Annotated in this window: 21 protein-coding genes, 1 tRNA gene and 1 other RNA gene; 14 read left to right on the top strand and 9 right to left on the bottom strand. The window is 59.0% G+C overall.

The genetic code is table 11. The features are described 5' to 3' along the window. The first annotated feature begins 8 nt into the window (after positions 1 to 8). Entirely contained in the window at positions 9 to 542 is a 534-nt protein-coding gene (locus DXY38_RS06850; protein ID WP_006854617.1) for a pentapeptide repeat-containing protein, read from the top strand. On the opposite strand, the gene DXY38_RS06845 is transcribed toward DXY38_RS06850, so the two are convergent. The 3 genes from DXY38_RS06845 to DXY38_RS06835 form a co-directional block, all read right to left on the bottom strand. Beyond that, the gene (locus DXY38_RS06845; RefSeq protein WP_115071003.1) at positions 543 to 1,874 is read right to left on the bottom strand and encodes an FAD-binding oxidoreductase; all 1,332 of its coding nucleotides are present in this window, start codon (positions 1,872 to 1,874) and stop codon (positions 543 to 545) included. 85 nt (positions 1,875 to 1,959) lie between these two features. Next, the gene (locus DXY38_RS06840; RefSeq protein ID WP_115071002.1) at positions 1,960 to 3,216 is read right to left on the bottom strand and encodes an amidohydrolase family protein; all 1,257 of its coding nucleotides are present in this window, start codon (positions 3,214 to 3,216) and stop codon (positions 1,960 to 1,962) included. Further along, positions 3,213 to 3,599 carry a DUF4359 domain-containing protein gene (locus tag DXY38_RS06835; protein ID WP_006854620.1) on the bottom strand — a complete coding sequence of 129 codons (387 nt, stop codon included), beginning with the start codon at positions 3,597 to 3,599 and terminating at the stop codon, positions 3,213 to 3,215. The genes DXY38_RS06840 and DXY38_RS06835 overlap by 4 nt, the downstream gene beginning before the upstream one ends. An 83-nt stretch (positions 3,600 to 3,682) precedes the next feature. On the opposite strand from DXY38_RS06835, the gene DXY38_RS06830 reads away from it, so the two are divergent. Beyond that, positions 3,683 to 3,755 (top strand) — tRNA-His (locus tag DXY38_RS06830). A 1-nt stretch (position 3,756) separates the two neighbouring features. Here the strand turns inward: DXY38_RS06830 and DXY38_RS06825 are convergent. Both DXY38_RS06825 and DXY38_RS06820 read right to left on the bottom strand, forming a co-directional pair. Continuing rightward, positions 3,757 to 4,836: a DUF1611 domain-containing protein gene (locus DXY38_RS06825; protein WP_115071000.1), complete on the bottom strand. Its 1,080-nt coding sequence runs from the start codon at positions 4,834 to 4,836 to the stop codon at positions 3,757 to 3,759. 185 nt (positions 4,837 to 5,021) lie between these two features. Continuing rightward, entirely contained in the window at positions 5,022 to 6,098 is a 1,077-nt protein-coding gene (locus tag DXY38_RS06820; RefSeq protein WP_115071068.1) for an enolase C-terminal domain-like protein, read from the bottom strand. A gap of 163 nt (positions 6,099 to 6,261) precedes the next feature. On the opposite strand from DXY38_RS06820, the gene miaB reads away from it, so the two are divergent. From miaB to ftsZ, 5 genes are all read left to right on the top strand, one after another. Continuing rightward, the gene (miaB, locus tag DXY38_RS06815; RefSeq protein ID WP_115071067.1) at positions 6,262 to 7,614 is read left to right on the top strand and encodes a tRNA (N6-isopentenyl adenosine(37)-C2)-methylthiotransferase MiaB; all 1,353 of its coding nucleotides are present in this window, start codon (positions 6,262 to 6,264) and stop codon (positions 7,612 to 7,614) included. A 38-nt stretch (positions 7,615 to 7,652) separates the two neighbouring features. Then, the gene (locus tag DXY38_RS06810; protein WP_115070999.1) at positions 7,653 to 8,714 is read left to right on the top strand and encodes a D-alanine--D-alanine ligase family protein; all 1,062 of its coding nucleotides are present in this window, start codon (positions 7,653 to 7,655) and stop codon (positions 8,712 to 8,714) included. 19 nt (positions 8,715 to 8,733) lie between these two features. Beyond that, positions 8,734 to 9,144 carry a hypothetical protein gene (locus DXY38_RS06805; RefSeq protein ID WP_006854625.1) on the top strand — a complete coding sequence of 137 codons (411 nt, stop codon included), beginning with the start codon at positions 8,734 to 8,736 and terminating at the stop codon, positions 9,142 to 9,144. Beyond that, positions 9,141 to 9,992 (top strand): cell division protein FtsQ/DivIB, encoded by an 852-nt coding sequence (locus DXY38_RS06800; protein ID WP_115070998.1) that lies wholly within the window; start codon positions 9,141 to 9,143, stop codon positions 9,990 to 9,992. Before DXY38_RS06805 ends, DXY38_RS06800 begins: the two co-directional genes overlap by 4 nt. 150 nt (positions 9,993 to 10,142) lie before the next feature. Continuing rightward, a complete protein-coding gene (ftsZ, locus tag DXY38_RS06795) occupies positions 10,143 to 11,252 on the top strand; it encodes a cell division protein FtsZ (RefSeq protein ID WP_244279038.1) in 1,110 nt (369 codons plus the stop codon). 5 nt (positions 11,253 to 11,257) lie between these two features. Here the strand turns inward: ftsZ and ffs are convergent. Continuing rightward, positions 11,258 to 11,354, bottom strand: an RNA gene (gene ffs / locus DXY38_RS06790) — signal recognition particle sRNA small type. Positions 11,355 to 11,397: 43 nt separating this feature from the next. Here ffs and panB point away from each other — a divergent pair. Beyond that, positions 11,398 to 12,216 carry a 3-methyl-2-oxobutanoate hydroxymethyltransferase gene (gene panB / locus DXY38_RS06785; protein ID WP_115070996.1) on the top strand — a complete coding sequence of 273 codons (819 nt, stop codon included), beginning with the start codon at positions 11,398 to 11,400 and terminating at the stop codon, positions 12,214 to 12,216. Here panB and hemW read toward each other — a convergent pair. Continuing rightward, positions 12,137 to 13,387 (bottom strand): radical SAM family heme chaperone HemW, encoded by a 1,251-nt coding sequence (gene hemW, locus DXY38_RS06780; protein WP_115070995.1) that lies wholly within the window; start codon positions 13,385 to 13,387, stop codon positions 12,137 to 12,139. The two genes, panB and hemW, sit on opposite strands and share 80 nt — an antisense overlap. 71 nt (positions 13,388 to 13,458) lie before the next feature. On the opposite strand from hemW, the gene DXY38_RS06775 reads away from it, so the two are divergent. From DXY38_RS06775 to cbiB, 5 genes are all read left to right on the top strand, one after another. Then, the gene (locus DXY38_RS06775) at positions 13,459 to 14,607 is read left to right on the top strand and encodes a PIN/TRAM domain-containing protein (RefSeq protein WP_115070994.1); all 1,149 of its coding nucleotides are present in this window, start codon (positions 13,459 to 13,461) and stop codon (positions 14,605 to 14,607) included. A 39-nt stretch (positions 14,608 to 14,646) separates the two neighbouring features. Then, on the top strand, positions 14,647 to 15,312 hold the full coding sequence (locus tag DXY38_RS06770) for an ATP-dependent Clp protease proteolytic subunit (RefSeq protein ID WP_038014693.1): 666 nt from the start codon (positions 14,647 to 14,649) through the stop codon (positions 15,310 to 15,312). Positions 15,313 to 15,420: 108 nt separating this feature from the next. Then, positions 15,421 to 16,023: an ATP-dependent Clp protease proteolytic subunit gene (locus DXY38_RS06765; protein WP_006854632.1), complete on the top strand. Its 603-nt coding sequence runs from the start codon at positions 15,421 to 15,423 to the stop codon at positions 16,021 to 16,023. A 56-nt stretch (positions 16,024 to 16,079) separates the two neighbouring features. Further along, complete coding sequence (gene ilvC, locus DXY38_RS06760) at positions 16,080 to 17,075, top strand: ketol-acid reductoisomerase (protein WP_115070993.1); 996 nt, start codon at positions 16,080 to 16,082, stop codon at positions 17,073 to 17,075. 17 nt (positions 17,076 to 17,092) lie between these two features. Further along, positions 17,093 to 18,067 carry an adenosylcobinamide-phosphate synthase CbiB gene (cbiB, locus tag DXY38_RS06755; RefSeq protein ID WP_115070992.1) on the top strand — a complete coding sequence of 325 codons (975 nt, stop codon included), beginning with the start codon at positions 17,093 to 17,095 and terminating at the stop codon, positions 18,065 to 18,067. On the opposite strand, the gene DXY38_RS06750 is transcribed toward cbiB, so the two are convergent. Then, entirely contained in the window at positions 18,061 to 18,819 is a 759-nt protein-coding gene (locus DXY38_RS06750) for a sugar transferase (protein ID WP_115070991.1), read from the bottom strand. The two genes, cbiB and DXY38_RS06750, sit on opposite strands and share 7 nt — an antisense overlap. Positions 18,820 to 19,033: 214 nt before the next feature. On the opposite strand from DXY38_RS06750, the gene DXY38_RS06745 reads away from it, so the two are divergent. After that, entirely contained in the window at positions 19,034 to 19,291 is a 258-nt protein-coding gene (locus tag DXY38_RS06745; RefSeq protein WP_115070990.1) for a hypothetical protein, read from the top strand. Between the two features lie 231 nt (positions 19,292 to 19,522). On the opposite strand, the gene DXY38_RS06740 is transcribed toward DXY38_RS06745, so the two are convergent. Then, a complete protein-coding gene (locus tag DXY38_RS06740; protein WP_115070989.1) occupies positions 19,523 to 19,915 on the bottom strand; it encodes a hypothetical protein in 393 nt (130 codons plus the stop codon). Positions 19,916 to 20,081 lie beyond the last annotated feature (166 nt).

Genomic DNA, 20,081 nt, shown 5'->3' with positions numbered 1-20,081 from the left:
CACCCGTCATGCGCCACCAGATTCTGGGCTCCCTCTTCGCGCTAGCTCTCCTGGCGCTCATGACAGCTCTGCCTTTCCCCGTGATCGCTCTCGACACCTCCACCGGTGTGGGGCTTCAGGATCGAGCGCTCTTTCAAGAGCGGGTGGATTACACCCTGACCAACCAGAGCGGCGGTGACTTCCACGGGCAAAACCTCGTCAACACATCCTTCGCCGGTGCGACGGGCAGGGGTGCTGATTTCAGCGACGCCAATCTCCAGGGAACAATCTTTACGCAAGCGGAATTCCCAGAAGCCAATTTCCATGGCGCCAATCTCAGTGATGCACTGATGGATCGTGCCGATTTCTCCAAAACGGATCTTCGCGATGCCTTGCTCCAGGGCGTGATTGCTGCCGGGAGCAGCTTTGCCGGCGCAGACATCGAAGGGGCTGATTTCACCGATGCCTTGTTGGATCGGGAAGATCAGCGCCGCCTCTGTCAGGACGCTGATGGCGTCAATCCCAGCAGCGGTGTCGCCACCCGCGACAGCCTGGACTGCTGATCATGCGGGAAAACCACCAAGCTTCCCCGGGTTGAGCAAGCCATCAGGATCGTGGCGATGCTTCGCTGCGACCTGATCGCCATCAATCACACCCAGGCCGCCTCCCTCCACGGTGATCACATGGGGGTTGAACACAAAGGCCCCCTGGGCCAGACAGTCATCGATTAAGTCCTGAAGAGCCTGTGCCCCTCTCCAGTAGACCAACGGCAGAGCCGCCAATCGAAAGGCCCCCTGCTGACGCACGGCCTCGAGATGCCACACGAGATCATCTCCCCAGCGCTTCTGGAGCGCCTGCATACAGCCCAGTTCAGGCTGGGGTAAAAGCATCTGCAGATAGGTCCAATTCGGATCGTGATTGCGCAGATGCAGGGTTGTGTGATTCCAGCTCAACTCCCGCAGACCATTGCCCTGATGGTCGTCCTCTTGGCCAAGCACGTGCATCTCCGCCTGCACAGAGTGCGCCAGGCGTTCAATCGTGCTCACTCCATCGGGGGCGACTAACAACAGCAGCCGGTGCTGTCCGCGCGGGGAACCACTCCACGAGGGCAGATGCTCAACGATGGACGACTGCAACACAGTGCAGAGGTTCAACTCAACGGCCGCTCGACCGCAACGCTGGGCCAGCTCCACCGCCGTCGTCCAGTCGGCACAATCCACCACAACTTCCTGCCACGCCACCCGCGCCGCCGAGGAGAGGGTGAGCGCCGTGATGATGCCATTGGTGCCGTAGGCGTGATTCAAGGCTTCCGCCTCCGCGGCTTCCAGTTGCAACAGCCGTGGCGAGGCCTCCATCGTCACCACCTCCAGGCCGAGGAGGTGGCCAGGATCGCGCAAAAATCCCCAGCGCACCGAACCGATCCCCCCGGATCCGCCGCCGATAAAGCCGCCGATCGTGGCACTGCGCCAGGTGCTTGGAAACAGCCTTAACTGCCGGCCATGAACGGCCAAAGCGCGGTCGAGGTCACGCATCAAACAACCGCATTCCACCGTCACCACACCCGAAACCGGATCGATGGAACGCACCTCGCGCAAGGCATCCATCAAGAGCACCACGCCCCCTTTCAGGGGCACGCTTTGGCCGTAATTCCCCGTGCCCGCTCCCCGCAAGGTCAACGGCACGCCATGGCGATGGCACGCCGCGGCCACCGCTTGCACCGCCTGCACGGAAGCCGCACTGGCAACAAGATCGGCGCGGCATTGGCTGAGCTGTTCCCGCAGCACCGGTGAGTAGTCGTAGGCGTCGCGGGAATAGCGATCTAAATCCGCTGGGCTGATCAGCAAGCTGAGATCGGCAATGGCTGCCAGCTCGTGGTGCAAAGCATCGAAACCCATGGCGATTCAGAACTGGCTTGGAATGAGAGAGGGGCTGTTGCTCAAGAAAACTGCTGTGGTGGAGGGTGGTGAATTGTCCTTAGCTTCAATCCTGCACCCACACCCCACGCACCAACAGCCGGCGCTGCGGAGGTGCCGCCAAGGCTTCGGCCCAGCTTTGAACGGGGAGCTGCATCGCATCAGCAGGGGCACCCGCCCGGATCACCCCATCCCACTCCATCTGCATCAATCGAGCTGCCGCCGTTGTGAAGGGCGAAAGCCCCAAGCGCTCCCAAGGCGCCAACTGGGCCTGGGCCAAGCTCGCTGCGATCAACGCCAAGGGGTCGAAGTTGCCAGCCGGGAACCATGGATCCTGCACGTTGTCACCGCCGACAGCCACACACACACCCGCCCGCTGCAACTGACGAATCGGAGCCAATGGTCGCCGAAGAGGCGTTGCGAAATCCTGCCGACCCAATAACCAGCCATTGGTCAGGGGGAGAGCCACCACTTGAACGTTGTGATGCGCCATCCGTTCAGCAAGCCGCTGCAAGGTAGGAGCTCTTAGGAGCGACAGGCTGCTGGCATGGCTACAGGTGATCGGCACGGAAACGGTCATCCGCTTGAGCACGCGCATCAGCTGAAACAAGCCGGCAGCCGGCTCAGAACTGGCTTCATCGATATGCAAATCCACCCCGCATCCATGCCGATCAGCAAGCGCCAAGAGGTTGCGGAGTGCCTGGCGAGGCGCACGCCCCGAGCAGGGGGGGCTGATCACACCACCCAGCAAGCCACCGGCCGCCGCCACCCGAGCCGCCAGCTGTTTCCCTTCTGTGCTACCCCAATGCTCCACCGGAACCAGCGCCACCGGCTGAACCGTGACCCGGTCTTGCCAACGGGACGCTCCTTCAAGAATGGCGTCCCAGCTGCACTCAGCTCCAGGCCCAAGGCTATCGATGTGGGTGCGCACAGCGCGCAGACCATGGCGCCAAACCAATGACATGGCGCGCTCAAAGCGCTCTTGAACCACCTCCAGGGTTCGGCTCTGATGTTCCCTGAGGTTGGCCGCCATCGCTCCGGCGTAGGTGCCACTGAGGTTGGGGTAGCCGCTCCAGCTAAACGCTTTATCAAGGTGTGCATGCGGTTCCAGCAGACGGGGAAGCAACATCCCCTCCGGTTCCGCTGAGCCGTCAACAAGCGGCTGCACTTGCACAATCCGCCCTTCATGCCAGGACACCTGCAAGGGACACAGGCCATCGGCGCGCGTGATCGGTGCTGGCGTCCCAACCCCCTCATGATCCAGTTCGACCAGTCCCCTTGGAATCCAGGCACGGAGCGTGCCATCTCCAAAACGAGGAATCATTCGATCTTGCCGTCATCACTGCTGGAGTGCAGGATGACAAATTGCCCGGCGATTCCGAGGGTCGTGACCGAATACTCAGGAAGTCGCAAGGTGGGGAGCAAGTCCTGTCCACCAAGCTCAGTGGTGTAGACGCTGGCCAGGCCAAGGTTGAGACGACGGCTGAATTGACCCGCAAGCTCCGCCAACGCCGGCTCCTGATCACGAATCAAGCGGGGGCAATCTTTCACCCAAAGCTGCAGCACCATCGGCAGTGCACCACCACATAACTCGTCGCTGATCACGGAGACGAGTTGAGCTCCTGCATAGCTCTTGAACTCTTCTGAAGAGGGGTTGGAAAGGGCGAGTGCCACGCCAGAGGCGGCGAATGCGAGAACGGCTGCCACTGCATTGGCCGATGGCTTGCGGAAAGGGCCGATGAGCGTCTCCAGAAGGGTTTGGGTGAATTGGTAGATTCTTACCCGACACGGCGGGTGTCGCCAAGTGGTTAAGGCAGCGGCTTGTGGTGCCGCCATCCGGGGGTTCGAATCCCCTCATCCGCCCTCAACGCTTCAAAAACACCTTGAGCAGGCCGTCCGCCTGATGGCGGATGGGATCGTCGCAGGGAAGGCCAAGGGCCTGTTCACACGCGTAGATCGATCTCTGCGCCTCCTCTGGCGATAACTCAGCTGTATTGAGAGCAACGGCTTGGACTTTCGGTGGGGGGCCTGAGCCTCGCGGGCGGGCGACCGCCGCCAACGACTCACAAAGGCTGATGCACTCCTTCAACGGGGGCAGGAGCACCTCAGGCAAACGCCCGATCGTGGACTGATCCGCCCGATGCACCATCAGCAAGGCCGTTGGCTGACTGCCGCGCATCAAGGGAAGCGTGGCACTCGAGCCTGGGTGACACAGGGAACCTTGCCCTTCCACCACCAATAAATCCTGTGCTGACAACCCCAACCCGGCTTCAAGAACAGCCGCTTCCACCGCACCGGCCGCATAGTCGACCCGCACCGCATCCAAAGGCACACCCCGACCGCTGATCAAAATTCCAGCCTGACCCGTTCCCACAAAACGGCACTCCAGCATCTGGCGTTCTGCCGCCGATTGAAGGGCCAAACAGGCACTCATCTTTCCCACCGCCATATCGGTTCCCACGGCTAAAACGCGCTGGCAGGAGAGCGCGGCAGCTCGTGCCTGACCCACCTGCAGGCTGGGGGGCTCCTGGCGTAAATCCCAGATCCATTGGCCGGCATGACAGGCCGCCTTGAAGTCCGGATCCTCTGCCAACTGCGTGTGCAAACCACTGGCCAGGCTTAACCCGGCCTGCAGCGCGGCCAAGGCATCCCGTCGCACCGGGTCGGGCAACACTCCACCGGAGGGAGCCAAGCCCACCACGGCAACCGCGGGGCGATAAGGCAAGGCCGCAGCCAGGTCGCGCACAATCGGCACCTTGCGCGCAATGCCTGTGATCTCCTCAAGGGAGCCGTTGGCATGGTCAGGATCAATGACCGCTGCGATCGGCCCCCGTCGATGTCGCAACATGGCAAGGCCTGTCTTGCCTGTGAGGGACGACAGACCACCGTGCTGAAGAAGCAGCACAGGCAACTGTTCAAACCCCTCAGGACAGTGCTGATTCACGCCAATTCCGTTGCCATGACGACCAGAGTTGAGCAGAACTTTATTCAGAACGTTGAGCTGAACAAAGCTGCCAACTCTTGCTTACGCCTTTAGCAAGACTTTGCAGCAACAACGCACAAGTGAGGGGTTTAAAACGCGGCTTTAAGAGCAGGTTTAAGAGCAGGTTTAAGAGGACGTGCTTGTTGTCATGAGGCGCGGCTGATCCCCAACCCAGCCGCCTTTGGCGCTCGCAGTTGATCTCCTACGAGGTCGAGCCCCTGATAGGGGTCATCCACAAGATTGAGATGGCTGTCGAGATCGGGCCAGCGGATCAAGGGCAGCAGCTGGGCGGCCGCCCCATTGAGCAAAACGCTGTCGGAATAACAGCCAATCATCAGATCCAGATCCAAGCGCTGAGCCACCTGAGCCATCAGCCACGCCTCACTGAGCCCGCCACTTTTCAACAACTTGAGATTCACCCCATCCACGTGGGGGGCAAGGCGCAACAGATCCTGTAAGTCCCAACAGCTTTCATCGGCCACAAGGGCCATGGCGCAATGGGGCTTGAGCGCCGCAAAAGCAGCCGTATCTCGATCGGGGTCGCGCACGGCCGCCATCGGCTGCTCCAGCAACACCACCCCTGCCTGGTGCAGGGATGTCTGCATCGCCTTTGCCTGATCGAGAGTCCAGCCCCCGTTGGCATCCACTTGAAGCTCCATCGGCTGCTGCTGCTGTTGGGCCTGCTCCTGCAGGGCCTGGGCCACGGCCTCCAACAACGCTCGATCGTGATCGCAGCCATCAGCACTGCCAAGTTTGAGCTTGATGCGTGTTGCCGGTAGCTGCCGCCACCAACGATGAAGGCGGCTGAGGACCGCGTCGACCGAACCAAGCCCCAAGGTCACGCTGGTGGCCACAGGACGATGGCCATCGAGACCGAACAGGCGCCAAACCGGTTGTTCGAGCCGTTGGCCCCACCAATCCCAAAGGGCGAGATCCACCGCACAACGGGCCGGGGGCGACAACGGCTGCAGCAAAGGAGCGAGTTGCTGGCGATCAGCAGGGTCCACATCGCCCAGTTTTGGCAGCAAAGCCTCAAGCTCCAAGGCCAGCTGATCGGTGCTGAAGGCCCGATGCCCCGTATCAAATCCCCCCGTTTCGCCGCGGCCGCTATAGCCATCCATGCTGAAGGTGAGCTCGAGGTGCTCCACCTGGGCTGTGGTTCCGCGGCTAATCGCGAGCGGTACCGCTTTGGTGAGAGAAAAGCGCCGAAGAGACCAGCCCATCGCTCGAATACGCCAATCCCCAAGCTGGCACAAGCTGGCCGTGGCCCACACTAAAAGAAGATTTCACCGTCGTCGGTCTCCAGGATCGCCACCCGCTTTGGCCCTCTCCAGTCCCGTCAGCCCCAGTCTTGCCAAGACCCCTGCATCCTCCACTCAGGACGAGCTGCAACGCGGTAGCTACTGGATCACCACGTTTGGCTGCCAGATGAACAAGGCCGATTCTGAGCGGATGGCAGGAATCCTGGAAACCATGGGCTACCAGGAAGCCGATGCAGAACTGGACGCCGACCTCGTTCTGTACAACACCTGCACCATTCGCGACAACGCCGAACAGAAGGTGTACAGCTACTTAGGTCGTCAAGCCATCCGCAAGCGGACCAATCCGAATCTCACCTTGATCGTGGCTGGCTGCGTCGCGCAACAAGAGGGCGAATCCCTGCTGCGCCGAGTGCCAGAGCTGGATTTGGTCATGGGACCCCAGCATGCCAACCGCCTAGAGACCCTGCTCACGCAAGTCCAGACGGGACAACAGGTGGTCGCGACCGAAGAGCATCACATCCTTGAAGACCTCACCACCGCCAGGCGCGACAGCAGCACCTGCGCTTGGGTGAATGTGATTTATGGCTGTAACGAACGTTGCACCTATTGCGTGGTGCCCTCGGTGCGTGGCAAGGAGCAATCCCGGCTTCCGAACTCGATCATTTTGGAGATGGAGGGCTTGGCCGCTCGTGGGTTCAAAGAGATCACCCTGCTCGGCCAAAACATCGATGCCTATGGCCGCGATCTACCGGGCATCACCGCCGAGGGCCGTCGCCAACACACCCTCACGGATCTCCTCTACCAGGTGCACGACGTGGAGGGCATCGAACGCCTGCGCTTTGCCACGAGTCACCCGAGGTATTTCACCGAGCGCTTGATTGATGCCTGTGCTGATCTGCCGAAAGTATGCGAACACTTTCATATCCCCTTTCAAAGCGGTGATAACGAGCTTCTAAAAGCGATGGCCCGGGGGTACACCGTTGAGCGTTACCGGCGCATCATTGATCGCATTCGCGAACGCATGCCCGATGCCGCCATCAGTGCGGATGTGATCGTGGCGTTCCCCGGAGAAACCGATGCGCAATACAGACGCACCCTGGCGTTAATTGAAGAAATTGGCTTCGACCAAGTGAACACAGCCGCCTATTCACCAAGACCCAACACACCAGCGGCGGACTGGAACAACCAGCTCTCGGAAGACGTCAAAGTGGCACGTCTTCAAGAGATCAATGCGCTTGTGGAATCCACGGCAAAAGAGCGGAACGCTCGCTACGCCGGTCGGATCGAGCAAGTGCTGGCCGAGGGAATCAATCCCAAAGATCCCAGCCAACTGATGGGGCGGACGCGCACCAACAGGCTGACCTTTTTCTCAGCTGAATCCGCCAATGGCATCACGCATCGTGCAGGAGATCTGGTCGATGTCCGCATCGATCAAGTTCGCTCGTTCTCCCTCACTGGCACACCGGTGAGCAACTGATACCTTTCGGGTTCATTTGTTGAATAAACGGCCACACCATGCCCTCGTCTCCCCTTCGCATTGGTGTGGTGTTCGGAGGAGCATCCGGTGAGCATGCCGTGTCGATTCGCTCGGCCATCACGGTGATCAACGCCCTTCAAGCGGGGAGAAATCGAGATCACTTTGAGGTGGTTCCGCTGTACATCGATCAGGCGGGACGTTGGTGGCCCGAGCGCATTGCCCTCAGCGTTCTTGAGCAAAAGCAAGCACCTGCAGAGGAAAGCCTTCCCCAGCCCCTACCGCCAGCGGGCTTCCGTTCCCTGCCGATCGGCAACGATCGCGTGGATGTTTGGTACCCGGTGCTGCATGGTCCCAATGGAGAAGACGGCACCGTGCAAGGGTTGTTCACCCTGATGGGGCAGCCCTATGTGGGCTCCGGCGTGCTCGGTTCAGCCGTTGGAATGGACAAACTTGCGATGAAAGCCGCTTTCGCCGCCGCAGGCCTCCCCCAAGTCCCCTACGTGGGTCTGAACGCTGCAGACCTCCATCACCCTGAACAGCAAAACAAGTTGGTCGCCAGGATCGAAGCGGAATTGGGATATCCGTGTTTTGTCAAACCAGCAAACATGGGCTCATCGGTAGGGATCAGCAAAGCCCGTGATCGAGACCAACTGCTTGCAGGCTTGCGGGAAGCGGCACGCCATGACAGCCGACTCGTCGTGGAGCGTGGCGTCTCCGCTCGCGAGTTGGAATGCGCCGTCCTCGGACGGCAACAGCTCAAGGCTTCCGTGGTGGGCGAAATCAGCTTTGAGGCCGATTGGTATGACTACGACACCAAATACACCGAGGGCTGCAGCCAAACGCTGATTCCAGCCCCACTTCCCGACCAGGTGAGCGCTCAAATTCAAGCGATTGCCCTGCAAGCCTGTAGGGCTGTCCACGCCTATGGATTGGCACGCGTGGATGTTTTTTACGACGAACGCACCGGTGAGGTCTGGCTCAACGAGATCAACACCCTGCCTGGATTCACCTCCCAAAGCATGTACCCCATGCTTTGGGAGGCCAGTGGTGTCGCTTTACCCGACCTAGTGGCCCAGCTGGTCCACACAGCGCGAGAATGAATCAACATCCAGACAAGCGATGATTGAAGGTCTGCTCTGGCTTCCGCTGCTCGTCGCCTTTGTGCTGCTTGTAGCACTGGGGTGGCTTGAGCGCCGTCGTCAAAATCTGTTCCGAACCTGGAGCGAAGGGTCGGAGTTAGCCAAACTTGATGGCTGCGGCGCAGCACTTCTCAAGGATGGAGAACTGCGCTGGAGCAGCTTCAGTGCTGGATCTTTTCAAGAGGAGGGGCACTTTGTGATCAAGGGCCTTGAATTGGTCGAATTAATGGCCTTGGCCTCAGGGGAGGCCCCGCTGGCCAGCGAATCGCAAGGACGCTGCCGTCTCAGGCTGATTGGGGATGGTCGTCAGCTCGACGTGCCTTTTGCAGATGCCGATCGTGCCCGACGTTGGATGGATCAGCTCATGTCTCGAGCACGCTGCGACTTGTGAGCCCAGACGCTTCCAGAAAGAAAGGCTTCAAGCTCGGCAAACGCAACAGCCAAGGCCCTCTCCCCCCTGGCGTGGAACGGCGTCGAAGGCTGCGTCAGGAGCGCCGGCAGGAACGCCTGATTCAATTGTGGAGACTTGTTTTTTTTCTCCTCACCTCCACGGGATTGAGTTGGTTATTGCTGACCCTGGGCTGGAGCCTGCGATCCGCTACTCAAATCCAGATCAGCGGAAGCGCGCGGATGAACGAAAACGTGGTGGTGAAGGCTGCAGGCCTCTCCTTTCCGCAATCACTGCTAAGCCTTGAGCCGCGTCAGATCGAGACCAAATTGATGCAGGAGCTGCCCGTGCAGGAGGTGTCCGTTCAACGGCGTCTTCTCCCTCCAGGCCTCGACATCCAACTCGTTGAACGCCGACCCATCGCGGCTGCCACCCGCGTGGGCCCCGATGGAATCGAGCGAGGAATGGTGGACCTGGAGGCTCAGTGGATGCCGATGGACATGGCCAGGCAGGGAGAGAAGCCTGCAAGCGCTGTGATAGTCGAAGGCTGGATTTCCAATCGACGGGCCGTCATCGCCCGCATCCTTCAACAACGAGACCAACTCGGTCGACCACTGAAAACAATTGTTGTAGAGCCCGCCGGTGGCGTCAGTCTGCGCATTGAGACCCTTGGCCTTGTTTATCTCGGCGCCAATGACGCCCTCTTAGATCAGCAATTCAAAACCATTGCCCAACTCACGCAAAGCCTTCCTCCCAGCCTGGGCGGCGTTGCCAGCGAAGGGCTGGATCTCAGTGACCCAAGCCAACCTGAACTGAAGTTACGGCCGAAGCCCAAACCTGCAGCTCCGTAAAAAGTCAGCGTTCGTTGACCTGATCGGGCCAAAAATGATGGTGACAATCAAGTTCCTGTATCGCTTTTGTCGGCAAAAGCGATACACAGCACCATAATGCAACCGATTACAGCGGTTCAAGCTCGGATAATGGAGATTGTGAGCAGTGAGATGTCCTCAGCCATGAATCCAGAGGGCATCTCGCCTAGCCAATCAGCCCGCATCGAAGTGATCGGTGTTGGAGGGGGTGGCAGCAACGCTGTTAATCGCATGATTTTGAGCGATCTGGAAGGGGTTGCTTACCGGGTCTTAAACACCGATGCACAAGCGCTGATTCAATCGGCTGCTGACAACCGGGTCCAGCTGGGCCAAACCCTTACCCGCGGTCTTGGAGCGGGCGGAAATCCAAGCATTGGCCAAAAAGCGGCGGAAGAGTCGCGCGCTGATCTTCAACAGGCGCTCCAAGGCGCAGATCTGGTCTTCATCGCTGCGGGGATGGGTGGAGGCACCGGAACTGGGGCGGCTCCGGTGGTTGCAGAAGTTGCCAAAGAAAGCGGTGCTCTCACCGTTGGCATCGTCACGAAACCCTTCAGTTTCGAAGGTCGCCGCAGGATGCGTCAGGCCGATGAAGGCATCGCCCGCCTTGCAGAACACGTGGACACCTTGATCGTGATCCCCAACGATCGGCTTCGCGATGCCATCGCTGGAGCCCCCCTTCAGGAAGCGTTCCGCAGCGCCGATGACGTTCTGCGCATGGGAGTGAAGGGAATCAGCGACATCATTACCCTTCCTGGCCTTGTCAACGTTGACTTTGCTGACGTTCGCTCCGTCATGACCGAAGCCGGCACCGCCCTACTCGGGATCGGTGTGGGCTCAGGCCGATCACGGGCGGTTGAAGCGGCACAAACCGCGATTAATAGCCCCTTGCTCGAGGCCGCGCGCATCGATGGTGCCAATGGCTGCGTGATCAACATCAGCGGTGGCCGGGACATGACCCTGGAGGACATGACCACCGCATCTGAGGTGATTTACGACGTCGTGGATCCAGAAGCCAACATCATTGTTGGTGCTGTGGTGGATGAACGCCTCGAGGGAGAGATCCACGTGACCGTGATTGCCACAGGCTTTGAAGACGGCAACCCTTACCGCTCAGAGCGCAGCACGCTTCGCCCCGCTGTTTCAGCCTTCGAGCCCAGGACACCGACCAACATCGCCCCTGAAAGCGGAGCACGGATCCCCGATTTCCTCAGGCAGCGTCAACAACGCCAGAGCGACAGTTAAAGGTTGGTGACCCGGAGTCCACGCCTGCCCAGAGCATCCCGTGTGGCTGCTCCCTTCCGGTTCTGACCAGGTTTGGGCGTCTGGACCGCATGGATCCGAATCGATGTCATGTTAGCAATGAACCTCTTTCACGGCGGAAGGGCGGATGCGCCCAGCTGAATTGATTCGCTTCAAGCAATCAGGGAGAGCGATCACGATGCTCACCGCCTGGGATGGCCTCAGTGCTGCCCTGGTGGAAGAAGCCGGCGCCGACGTGGTCTTGGTGGGTGATTCGCTTGCGATGGTGGTTCTAGGCCATGCCACCACCCTTCCGGTCACGCTGGAACAGATGCTGCATCACAGCCAGGCCGTATGCCGCGGCCTCAACAAACCTCTTGCCGAGCGCCCGCTGGTGGTGTGCGATCTGCCATTTCTGAGTTATCAGTGCGGCCTCGATCGCGCCGTCGCCGCTGCAGGCACCATCCTCAAAGAGTCGGATGCCGCCGCCGTCAAGCTTGAAGGCGGCGAACCAGAGGTGGTTGCCGTTGTCGATCGCCTCGTGCGTATGGGCATCCCCGTCATGGGCCATCTCGGACTCACGCCTCAGGCGGTGCATCGACTCGGCTACCGACGTCAAGCCATCGATCCGCGCAGCCAGGACAAACTGCAGCGCCAAGCACAAGCTCTAGAGGACGCCGGTTGTTTTTCACTGGTGGTGGAGCATGTCCCCTCCGAACTCGCCGGTCGGTTGCGACGCAACTTGTCGATCCCGGTGATCGGCATCGGCGCCGGATCCGATTGCGACGGACAGGTCAGCGTGACCGCGGACCTGCTGGGACTGACGCCAAGCCAGCCACCCTTCAGCCCGGCCCGGATGCAAGGCCGTGAACTCAGCATCAGTGCTCTCAAAAGCTGGCTGACGGAGCAACGGGATCAGGGAGCAACTCCCACCACTCCACCACCTCCACAAGCACCTGATTGCTAACGGCCATTCCCTCGGGATCGCTGAGGCGCCAACGGCGGCCAAAACGTTCCATCAGACCCCTCTCTAAGAAGGGTTGCCAGCGCGCTTCTAGGTCAGGTAAGTCACGGCTGCAACGACGTTCGTTCCAGCCGCAGCGTCTCGCAAGCTCCCACAGGTTGACGCCTTCGTGGCAGCGCAGCCCCACCAGCAGCCGATCGTCCAGTGGCAAGCTCTCGGCTGACCCTCGAATCAAACTCGAATCCAGTTTTGGACCCTGCTCCTTCAACCAGGAGGCATAGGCCTCTCGGGTGCGAGGACGGGCCATCCGCTCCCCCCAGGGAGCACTGGTCGCGCCTAGTCCAAAGGCCCACCATCCCGCACCACTCCAGTACACGCGGTTGTGCCTGGAGGCATGCCCTGGCCAAGCGAAATTTGAGATTTCATAGCGGCAGTAACCGGCGCGGCGCAGCCTGCTGGTGGTGAAGGCGATCCGGTCGGCGGCAGCATCTTCCTCAGGGATCGCCAGCTCGCCTCGCTTCTCGCGCCAAGCAAACACCGTGCCTGGCTCCACGCTGAGGTCGTAGATCGATAGGTGGGGGGCCTGCAGCACAACGGCCTGCTCCAGCTGCGCCTCCCATTCCTGATCCCCTTGGTCTGGAAGGTTTCGGATCAGATCCAAGCTCCAGCTCTGCAATCCACCAGCCTGCAAACACTCTTGGAGCCAATGGCAGGCCTCAAGCAAATCCTTTCGGCGATGTCGGCGCCCCAGGGCCGCGAGCCTGACATCGTCAAAACTTTGCCCTCCCAAGCTCACGCGGGTCACGCCCGCAGCGACCAGGGCGTGAAGATCCCTGCGCTCAAACGTGGCTGGATCCATCTCAAGGGTGATTTCGGCACCGTCCTGGAAGCCAAAGCGGCCTCTGAGCTGCTGCAGCAACGCTGCAAGTTGATCGGGCCTCAACAGGGATGGCGTACCACCGCCGACATACACGGTGGCCAGTGGAGGTCCTGGGGGAGAGAGGTGGATCTCTGCGCTGAGCTGCGCCAGGTAGGTCTCGATCGAACCGCTACCAGACCCTCCATCCGCATCAGCCCGATCGCCGAGGGGCACCACCGCGAAGTCGCAATAAAAACAACGCCGATGGCAAAAAGGAATGTGTAAATAGGCGCTGCGAGGTGCAGATGCGGTCATCTGCGCAGGCAGAGCGACGGAAGATGATGCATGCTGCCTTCATACGGAGTGAACGGCCACGACCGATTGCCATGGTTGAAGTTCTCATCCTGGTCCTATTTCTGATCTCCGGTGGAGCCACCGGCTGGATGGGAGTTCATCTCCTTCCACAAGAGATGCTGGACGATGTCACCGATGTCCAACGGGTGCGCCTCGGGCTCACCGGCCTTGGCGCGGCCATAGGCCTCGTAGCAGGCCTCGTTTTTAAGCGGCTGCGTCTGCAACTCATGCAGCAGGTGCGCACGATGCCCACCGATTTGTTGATCAGTCGATCGGTGGGACTGATTCTTGGTCTGCTGGTCGCCAACCTGTTGCTAGCGCCCATCCTGCTGCTCCCACTCGCCGGTGGCGTAACGCTGGTCAAACCGCTGGCTGCGGTGCTCAGCAATGTGTTTTTTGGCGTTCTGGGATACAACCTCGCCGAGGTGCACGGACGCACGCTTCTGCGTCTGTTCAACCCCACCAGCACGGAAGCGCTGTTGGTCGCAGACGGTGTGCTCACCCCTGCAACCCCGAAGATCCTCGATACCAGCGTGATCATTGATGGGCGAATCCGCGGCATGTTGGCCTGCGGTTTGCTGGAAGGTCAGGCCATCGTTGCTCAAACGGTGATCGACGAGATGCAGCAATTGGCCGACTCCACCAACTTGGAGAAGCGAGCCAAGGGACGTCGTGGCCTGAAACTTCTGCGCGATCTACGCGACACCTACGGCCGTCGACTGGTGATCAACAGCACCCGTTATGAAGGAACGGGCACCGACGATCGCCTTCTTCTGCTCGCAGGCGACACGGGCGGCACGCTTGTGACCGCCGACTTCAACCTGGCCCAGGTCGCCGAAGTGAAGGAGATCAAGGTGATGAATCTGAGCGAATTGGTGATCGCCCTACGCCCTGAGGTGCAGCCCGGAGATGAGCTGTTGCTCAAGATCGTGCGAGAAGGCAAAGAGGAGAGTCAGGGAGTGGGCTACCTCGAAGACGGAACGATGGTGGTGGTTGAGGAGGGCCGGAGCCTGATCGGATCCCGTCAACCCGTTGTGGTGACCGGTGCACTGCAGACCCCAACAGGGCGCATGGTGTTTGCTCGCCGTGACAAAAACGGTGCACGAAACAACCGCAGCAGCAAGAGCAGCAAGGGCAAGGCTGCACGCACGGACAGCGCTGAGGAGCAGCCATCCTCGTGACCCCGCTAGGCTCCCTCCACGACAGGGATGCTCAGAGGAATGACCACATCAGCGCCTTATTACGGCGACTCAGGCGTGATGCGCACACCCCCGCCTGACCTGCCCTCTTTGATGCTCAAAGAGCGGATTGTGTATCTGGGCCTTCCGCTGTTTTCAGACGGAGACACCAAGCGTCAGCTCGGCTTGGACGTGACCGAGCTGATCATTGCCCAGCTCCTCTTTTTGGAGTTCGACAACCCAGACAAGCCGATTTATTTCTATATCAACTCCACGGGTACAAGTTGGTATTCGGGCGAGTCGATTGGCTTCGAGACAGAAGCCTTTGCCATCTGCGACACGCTTCGCTACGTGAAGCCACCGGTGCACACGATTTGCATCGGTCAGGCGATGGGAACGGCTGCCGTCATCCTTTCCGCTGGCACCAAAGGGCAAAGAGCGGCCCTACCCCATGCCTCGATTGTGTTGCATCAGCCCCGCAGCGGCGCGCGCGGCCAGGCCACGGACATTCAGATCCGCGCCAAAGAGGTGCTGCATAACAAGCGGGCCATGCTCGAAATCCTTTCGACCAACACCGGTCGCAGCGTGGAAGAACTCTCCGCCGATTCAGACAGAATGAGTTATCTCACCCCTCAAGAAGCCGTGTCCTACGGCCTGATTGACAGGGTTCTCGATAGCCGCAAGGACCTACCTGCAGCGGTGGGTTAAGGACTCATCCAGCATCAACCGCGCCTGTCATTGAAAACACAACGCTGTTGAACCAGCCGTGGTTGTCTAAACAGACCATTTTTTTTACTTCAACCCTTCCTAGGACCCATGCCGATCGGTACCCCCAGCGTTCCCTACCGCCTCCCCGGCAGCCAAATGGAGCGCTGGGTCGACATCTACACCCGTCTTGGCGTTGAGAGGATTTTGTTCCTCGGCTCTGATGTGAATGACGGGGTTGCGAACAGCCTCGTTGCCCAGATGCTGTATCTCGATTCCGAAGACAGCAGCAAGCCCATCTACCTGTACATCAACTCCCCAGGTGGATCGGTCACCGCTGGCTTGGCGATCTACGACACCATGCAATACGTGAAGAGTGACGTCGTCACCATCTGCGTCGGGCTGGCCGCATCGATGGGTGCCTTCCTGCTGACGGCAGGCACGAAAGGCAAGCGCCTGGCCTTGCCCCATAGCCGGATCATGATCCACCAGCCTCTTGGGGGAACGGCGCAACGACAGGCAAGCGATATCGAAATCGAAGCCAGGGAAATCTTGCGGATGAAGGAAATGCTCAACCGCTCCATGGCCGATATGACAGGGCAGAGTTTTGAAAAAATCGAGAAAGACACTGACAGGGACTATTTCCTGAGTGCGGAAGAGGCCAAGGATTACGGCTTGATCGATCGGGTGATTTCCCACCCCAACGAAGCTTGAGGGTCAATCCGGCCCATCCGTAAACTTCAGTATTGTCTTCAGCAGGTTCAGACCGGATGGCTCAGCTTTTCTATGACTCAGACGCCGATCTCTCGCTGCTGAGCGGCAAGACGGTAGCCATCATCGGTTATGGATCCCAGGGCCATGCCCACGCCCTGAACCTCAAGGACAGTGGCATCAATGTGGTGGTTGGTCTTTATGACGGCAGCCGCTCAGCCGAGAAAGCCAAAGCCGACGGCCTCGAAGTGCTGAGCGTGGCGGATGCATCCGCCAAGGCCGACTGGATCATGGTGCTGCTGCCCGACGAGTTTCAGAAAGAGGTGTATGAGAAAGAGATTGCCCCTCACCTCAGTGCTGGCAAGGTTTTAAGTTTTGCTCACGGCTTCAACATTCGCTTTGAGCTGATCAAGCCACCGGCCGATGTGGACGTGTTGATGATCGCTCCGAAAGGGCCCGGTCACACCGTGCGCTGGGAGTATCAGAACGGTCAGGGGGTTCCTGCCCTGTTCGCCATCGAACAGGACGCTTCCGGGAATGCGCGTGGCCTGGCCATGGCCTACGCCAAAGGCATTGGCGGCACCCGCGCGGGCATCCTCGAAACCAACTTCAAGGAAGAAACCGAAACCGACCTGTTTGGAGAGCAAGCGGTTCTCTGCGGTGGCCTCTCGGAACTGGTCAAAGCTGGATTCGAGACCCTTGTGGAAGCCGGCTATCAGCCTGAGCTCGCTTATTTCGAGTGCCTGCACGAAGTGAAGTTGATCGTCGACCTGATGGTGAAGGGCGGTCTCTCCTCCATGCGCGACTCGATCTCGAATACGGCGGAATACGGGGACTACGTCAGTGGCCCGCGTCTGATCACCGCTGACACCAAAGCGGAGATGAAAAAGATCCTCTCCGACATTCAAGACGGAACCTTTGCCAAGAACTTCGTTGCGGAATGCGCAGCCGGCAAGCCTGAGATGAACAAAGTTCGCGCGCGTGATGCCGAGCATCCAATCGAGAAAGTTGGCAAGGGACTGCGCTCGATGTTCAGCTGGCTGAAGACGGCCTGAGCGATCCCTTTCTGCTGGTGATCGTCGCCGCAGGCCTTGACCTGTTGGTCGGCGATCCCCGCTGGAGCCCTCATCCAGTGGTCGCCATGGGGCGCGTGATCACTGGACTTCGCCACTGGGTCGAACGCGGGGCCGGAGACCGGCCCTTGCCACTGCGCGCCGGTGGGGCCCTGATCACGCTGGTTTTGGTGGTGGGCAGCGGCGGAACGGGCTGGCTGCTGGAACGGCTGATCTTGCCCCAGTCTCCGTTGCCCCATCCCTTGGCGGCAATGTTGCTGGTTCTTGCCCTGGCGAGTGCTCTGGCAGCTCGCAGCCTTCGTGACAGCGTGCTGGCCGTCCTTCATGCCCTCCCGGACCTCCCCTCGGCCAGGGATCGCCTCAGTTGGATTGTGGGCCGTGATGTGAGCCAATTGGATCAAGACGACATCCTCCGGGCCAGCGCGGAAACAGCCAGTGAAAATTCAGTGGATGGACTGTTTGCCCCGCTGTTTTGGATGTTGATCGGAGCTGGCCTCTGGCAGGCGGGCTTCAGCCAAGGTCCAGGCCCCCTGGCCTTGGCGTGGGCGTTCAAAGCCAGCAGCACCCTTGATTCGATGCTTGGGTACAAGCATGGACGCTTGCGCTGGCTCGGGACTGCTGGGGCCAGGCTCGACGACCTATTGACCTGGTTGCCCTGCCGGTTGGTGCTGATCACGCTTCCGCTTGTGAGCTTGCCCTGGACCCAGTGGCCAACAACAGTGCGGGCCGCCACCGCCGATGGGAGACCTGATCCCTCCCCCAACGCAGGACTCTCAGAATCAATTTTTGCCCAGTGCGCCGATGTGCAGATGGGAGGGCTCAATCGCTACGGCAACACTTGGATCAGCAAACCAGTGCTTTCTCCCCAATCAGGCAAGGCCACGGCTGAAGGCGTGCACAAGCTGCTGAACCTAAGCCTCAAACTTGAAGCGTCCTGGTTGGTGGCTGCAGCTGGCTGGTCGTTGCTTCAGTAAGCACCACGGTCCATGGGAAGCAGAAGCACTCCAAACGTGCGCAGGATGATCGCCAAATCCAGAAGGAAAGAGCGGCCTCTCGAGTAAGCCAAATCGAGCCTCACCCGCTTGGGGTAGCTGAGATTGTTCCGGCCACTCACCTGCCACAACCCCGTTAAACCAGGCCGCACAGCCAACACTTCATCCATGAAGGGGCCGTAGCGCTCAATTTCCTTGTCCACAATCGGCCGTGGTCCTACCACGCTCATCTCCCCTCGGAGGACATTAAGGAACTGAGGGAGTTCATCCAGGCTGGAACGCCTTAAGAAACGGCCGATCGGAGTGATGCGAGGGTCTTGGCGGAGCTTGAAATCTCGCTCAAATTCAGCGCGCATTTCTGGTGACTCAGCCAACACGCGTTGCAAAACAGCGTCGGCATCCGCACGCATGGTGCGGAATTTGATGCATCCAAAATGGCGGTATCGACGACCAACACGCTTCTGCACATAAAACACAGGTCCGGGCGAACTCAAGCTCACCAGGGCCGCGATCAACAAAAAAGCTGGTGATCCAAGCCCTAAGGCCAGCAACGAGAAAGCAATATCACCACTTCGCTTGAGTGAGCGTCCCAACCGGCTCTGCTTACGAACCAGTGCCACGGATGTGAGCACCGAGGGAGGGGCTGACAACAACTCGAGATGCCGCTTCGTCGCACGCCGACTCAGGCTGGATCCACCGGCCTGAAGCGACGTTCGACGCAGACTGACTTGCATCAAGTGTCCCTCGAGTCTCAACCTACTGAACCGCAACAGGGCACAACCAAAAGGCTGAAAGGGCCACTCACCGCAACGGCACAGGAACAACTGCTGCTTCCCGACCTACGAAGCAGCGAGCCGAAACCAGCAGATAACAGCATTTGCTGACAGAAACAGGTCAAGAAGTCTCTCAGCCAATTGCAGCACAGAGCAAAAATTCCGAAGCTGGGGCATGACTTCCACCGACACATCTATTAGCACCCTTCTCGAAGAAGCTCTCCAAGAACCCACGATTGGAGACACAGGGAGCTTTCGGTGGCACGCCACGGCGATTGGAATCGCGGCGCTGTGGATCGACGCGTCACCGCCTTCCACTCCACCGTTTGAGAAGGCTTTAAAGGAAGGGTTGGAGATTGGCTTGGATCTAAGCCGAGAAGAACGTGAATTTCATCAAGTCAGCGAAGGACTTGTTCTTCTTTTTCACTCCTAATCTCCTCACCAAGCAAAGAAATTATCAAGAAAACCCTGCCCAAAGCACATAAGCAATCAAATCACTTGAACAAACATCTGCTCACCGTTGCTAAATACTGGCTTGGAGGATTCACAGCTTTTATGCTTCTATTTTACGCGATCATTTCCATCAAATAACAAAACCATTGACCAGCACCCATCCAAAGAATTCAAAGCGCATCTCAATCACTGAAATCAAATCCTTGAAAAATTAATTGCTTTTTAATATTGCGCCATTCCAAAGGGGATGCGACAAGATCGCCATCAATTCATCGAGAAGTCTCGTCTGAGCTTCGTTTGTCCATCCACGATCAATAACCTGAATTAAATATTCATGCTGGACACCATCACCGCGCTGGCGAGAGCAAACGATGACGACATCATCATAAGAAATTGGAAAATCAGCCGTTAAAACATGCCCAAGAACGCCTTCTGAGATGAATAATAAAAAATCACATACAACCTGGCTCAAATACTCCTCTCCCTCAGCAAGATCTCCGCAGGCAATCATCTGCTCTTTCGTCTGTGGGGTGTAAGTGACAAACGAGAAAAAGAATGGGGCAGTCGTTTTCTGCAAATACAAACCTTTGAATGGTCGATCCATCTTCACCACGCCTTGAATGGCATTTTCTCTTCAGTCCTTAGAGACAATCAAAAAAATGTAATCAATGATCGACCCTCCTGACAGAGACAAAATCAAAAGAGTACCTCTGATTAAGGCGAACCTTGAAGGCACTTTAGTCCTTACAAATCAAGGGCTCAAACCTTTA

The sequence above is a fragment of the Synechococcus sp. UW179B genome, assembly GCF_900474245.1.
Taxonomy (GTDB): domain Bacteria; phylum Cyanobacteriota; class Cyanobacteriia; order PCC-6307; family Cyanobiaceae; genus Synechococcus_C.
The sequence above is the reverse complement of the archived record's forward strand: the minus strand, read 5'-3'. Positions and strand labels throughout refer to the sequence as shown.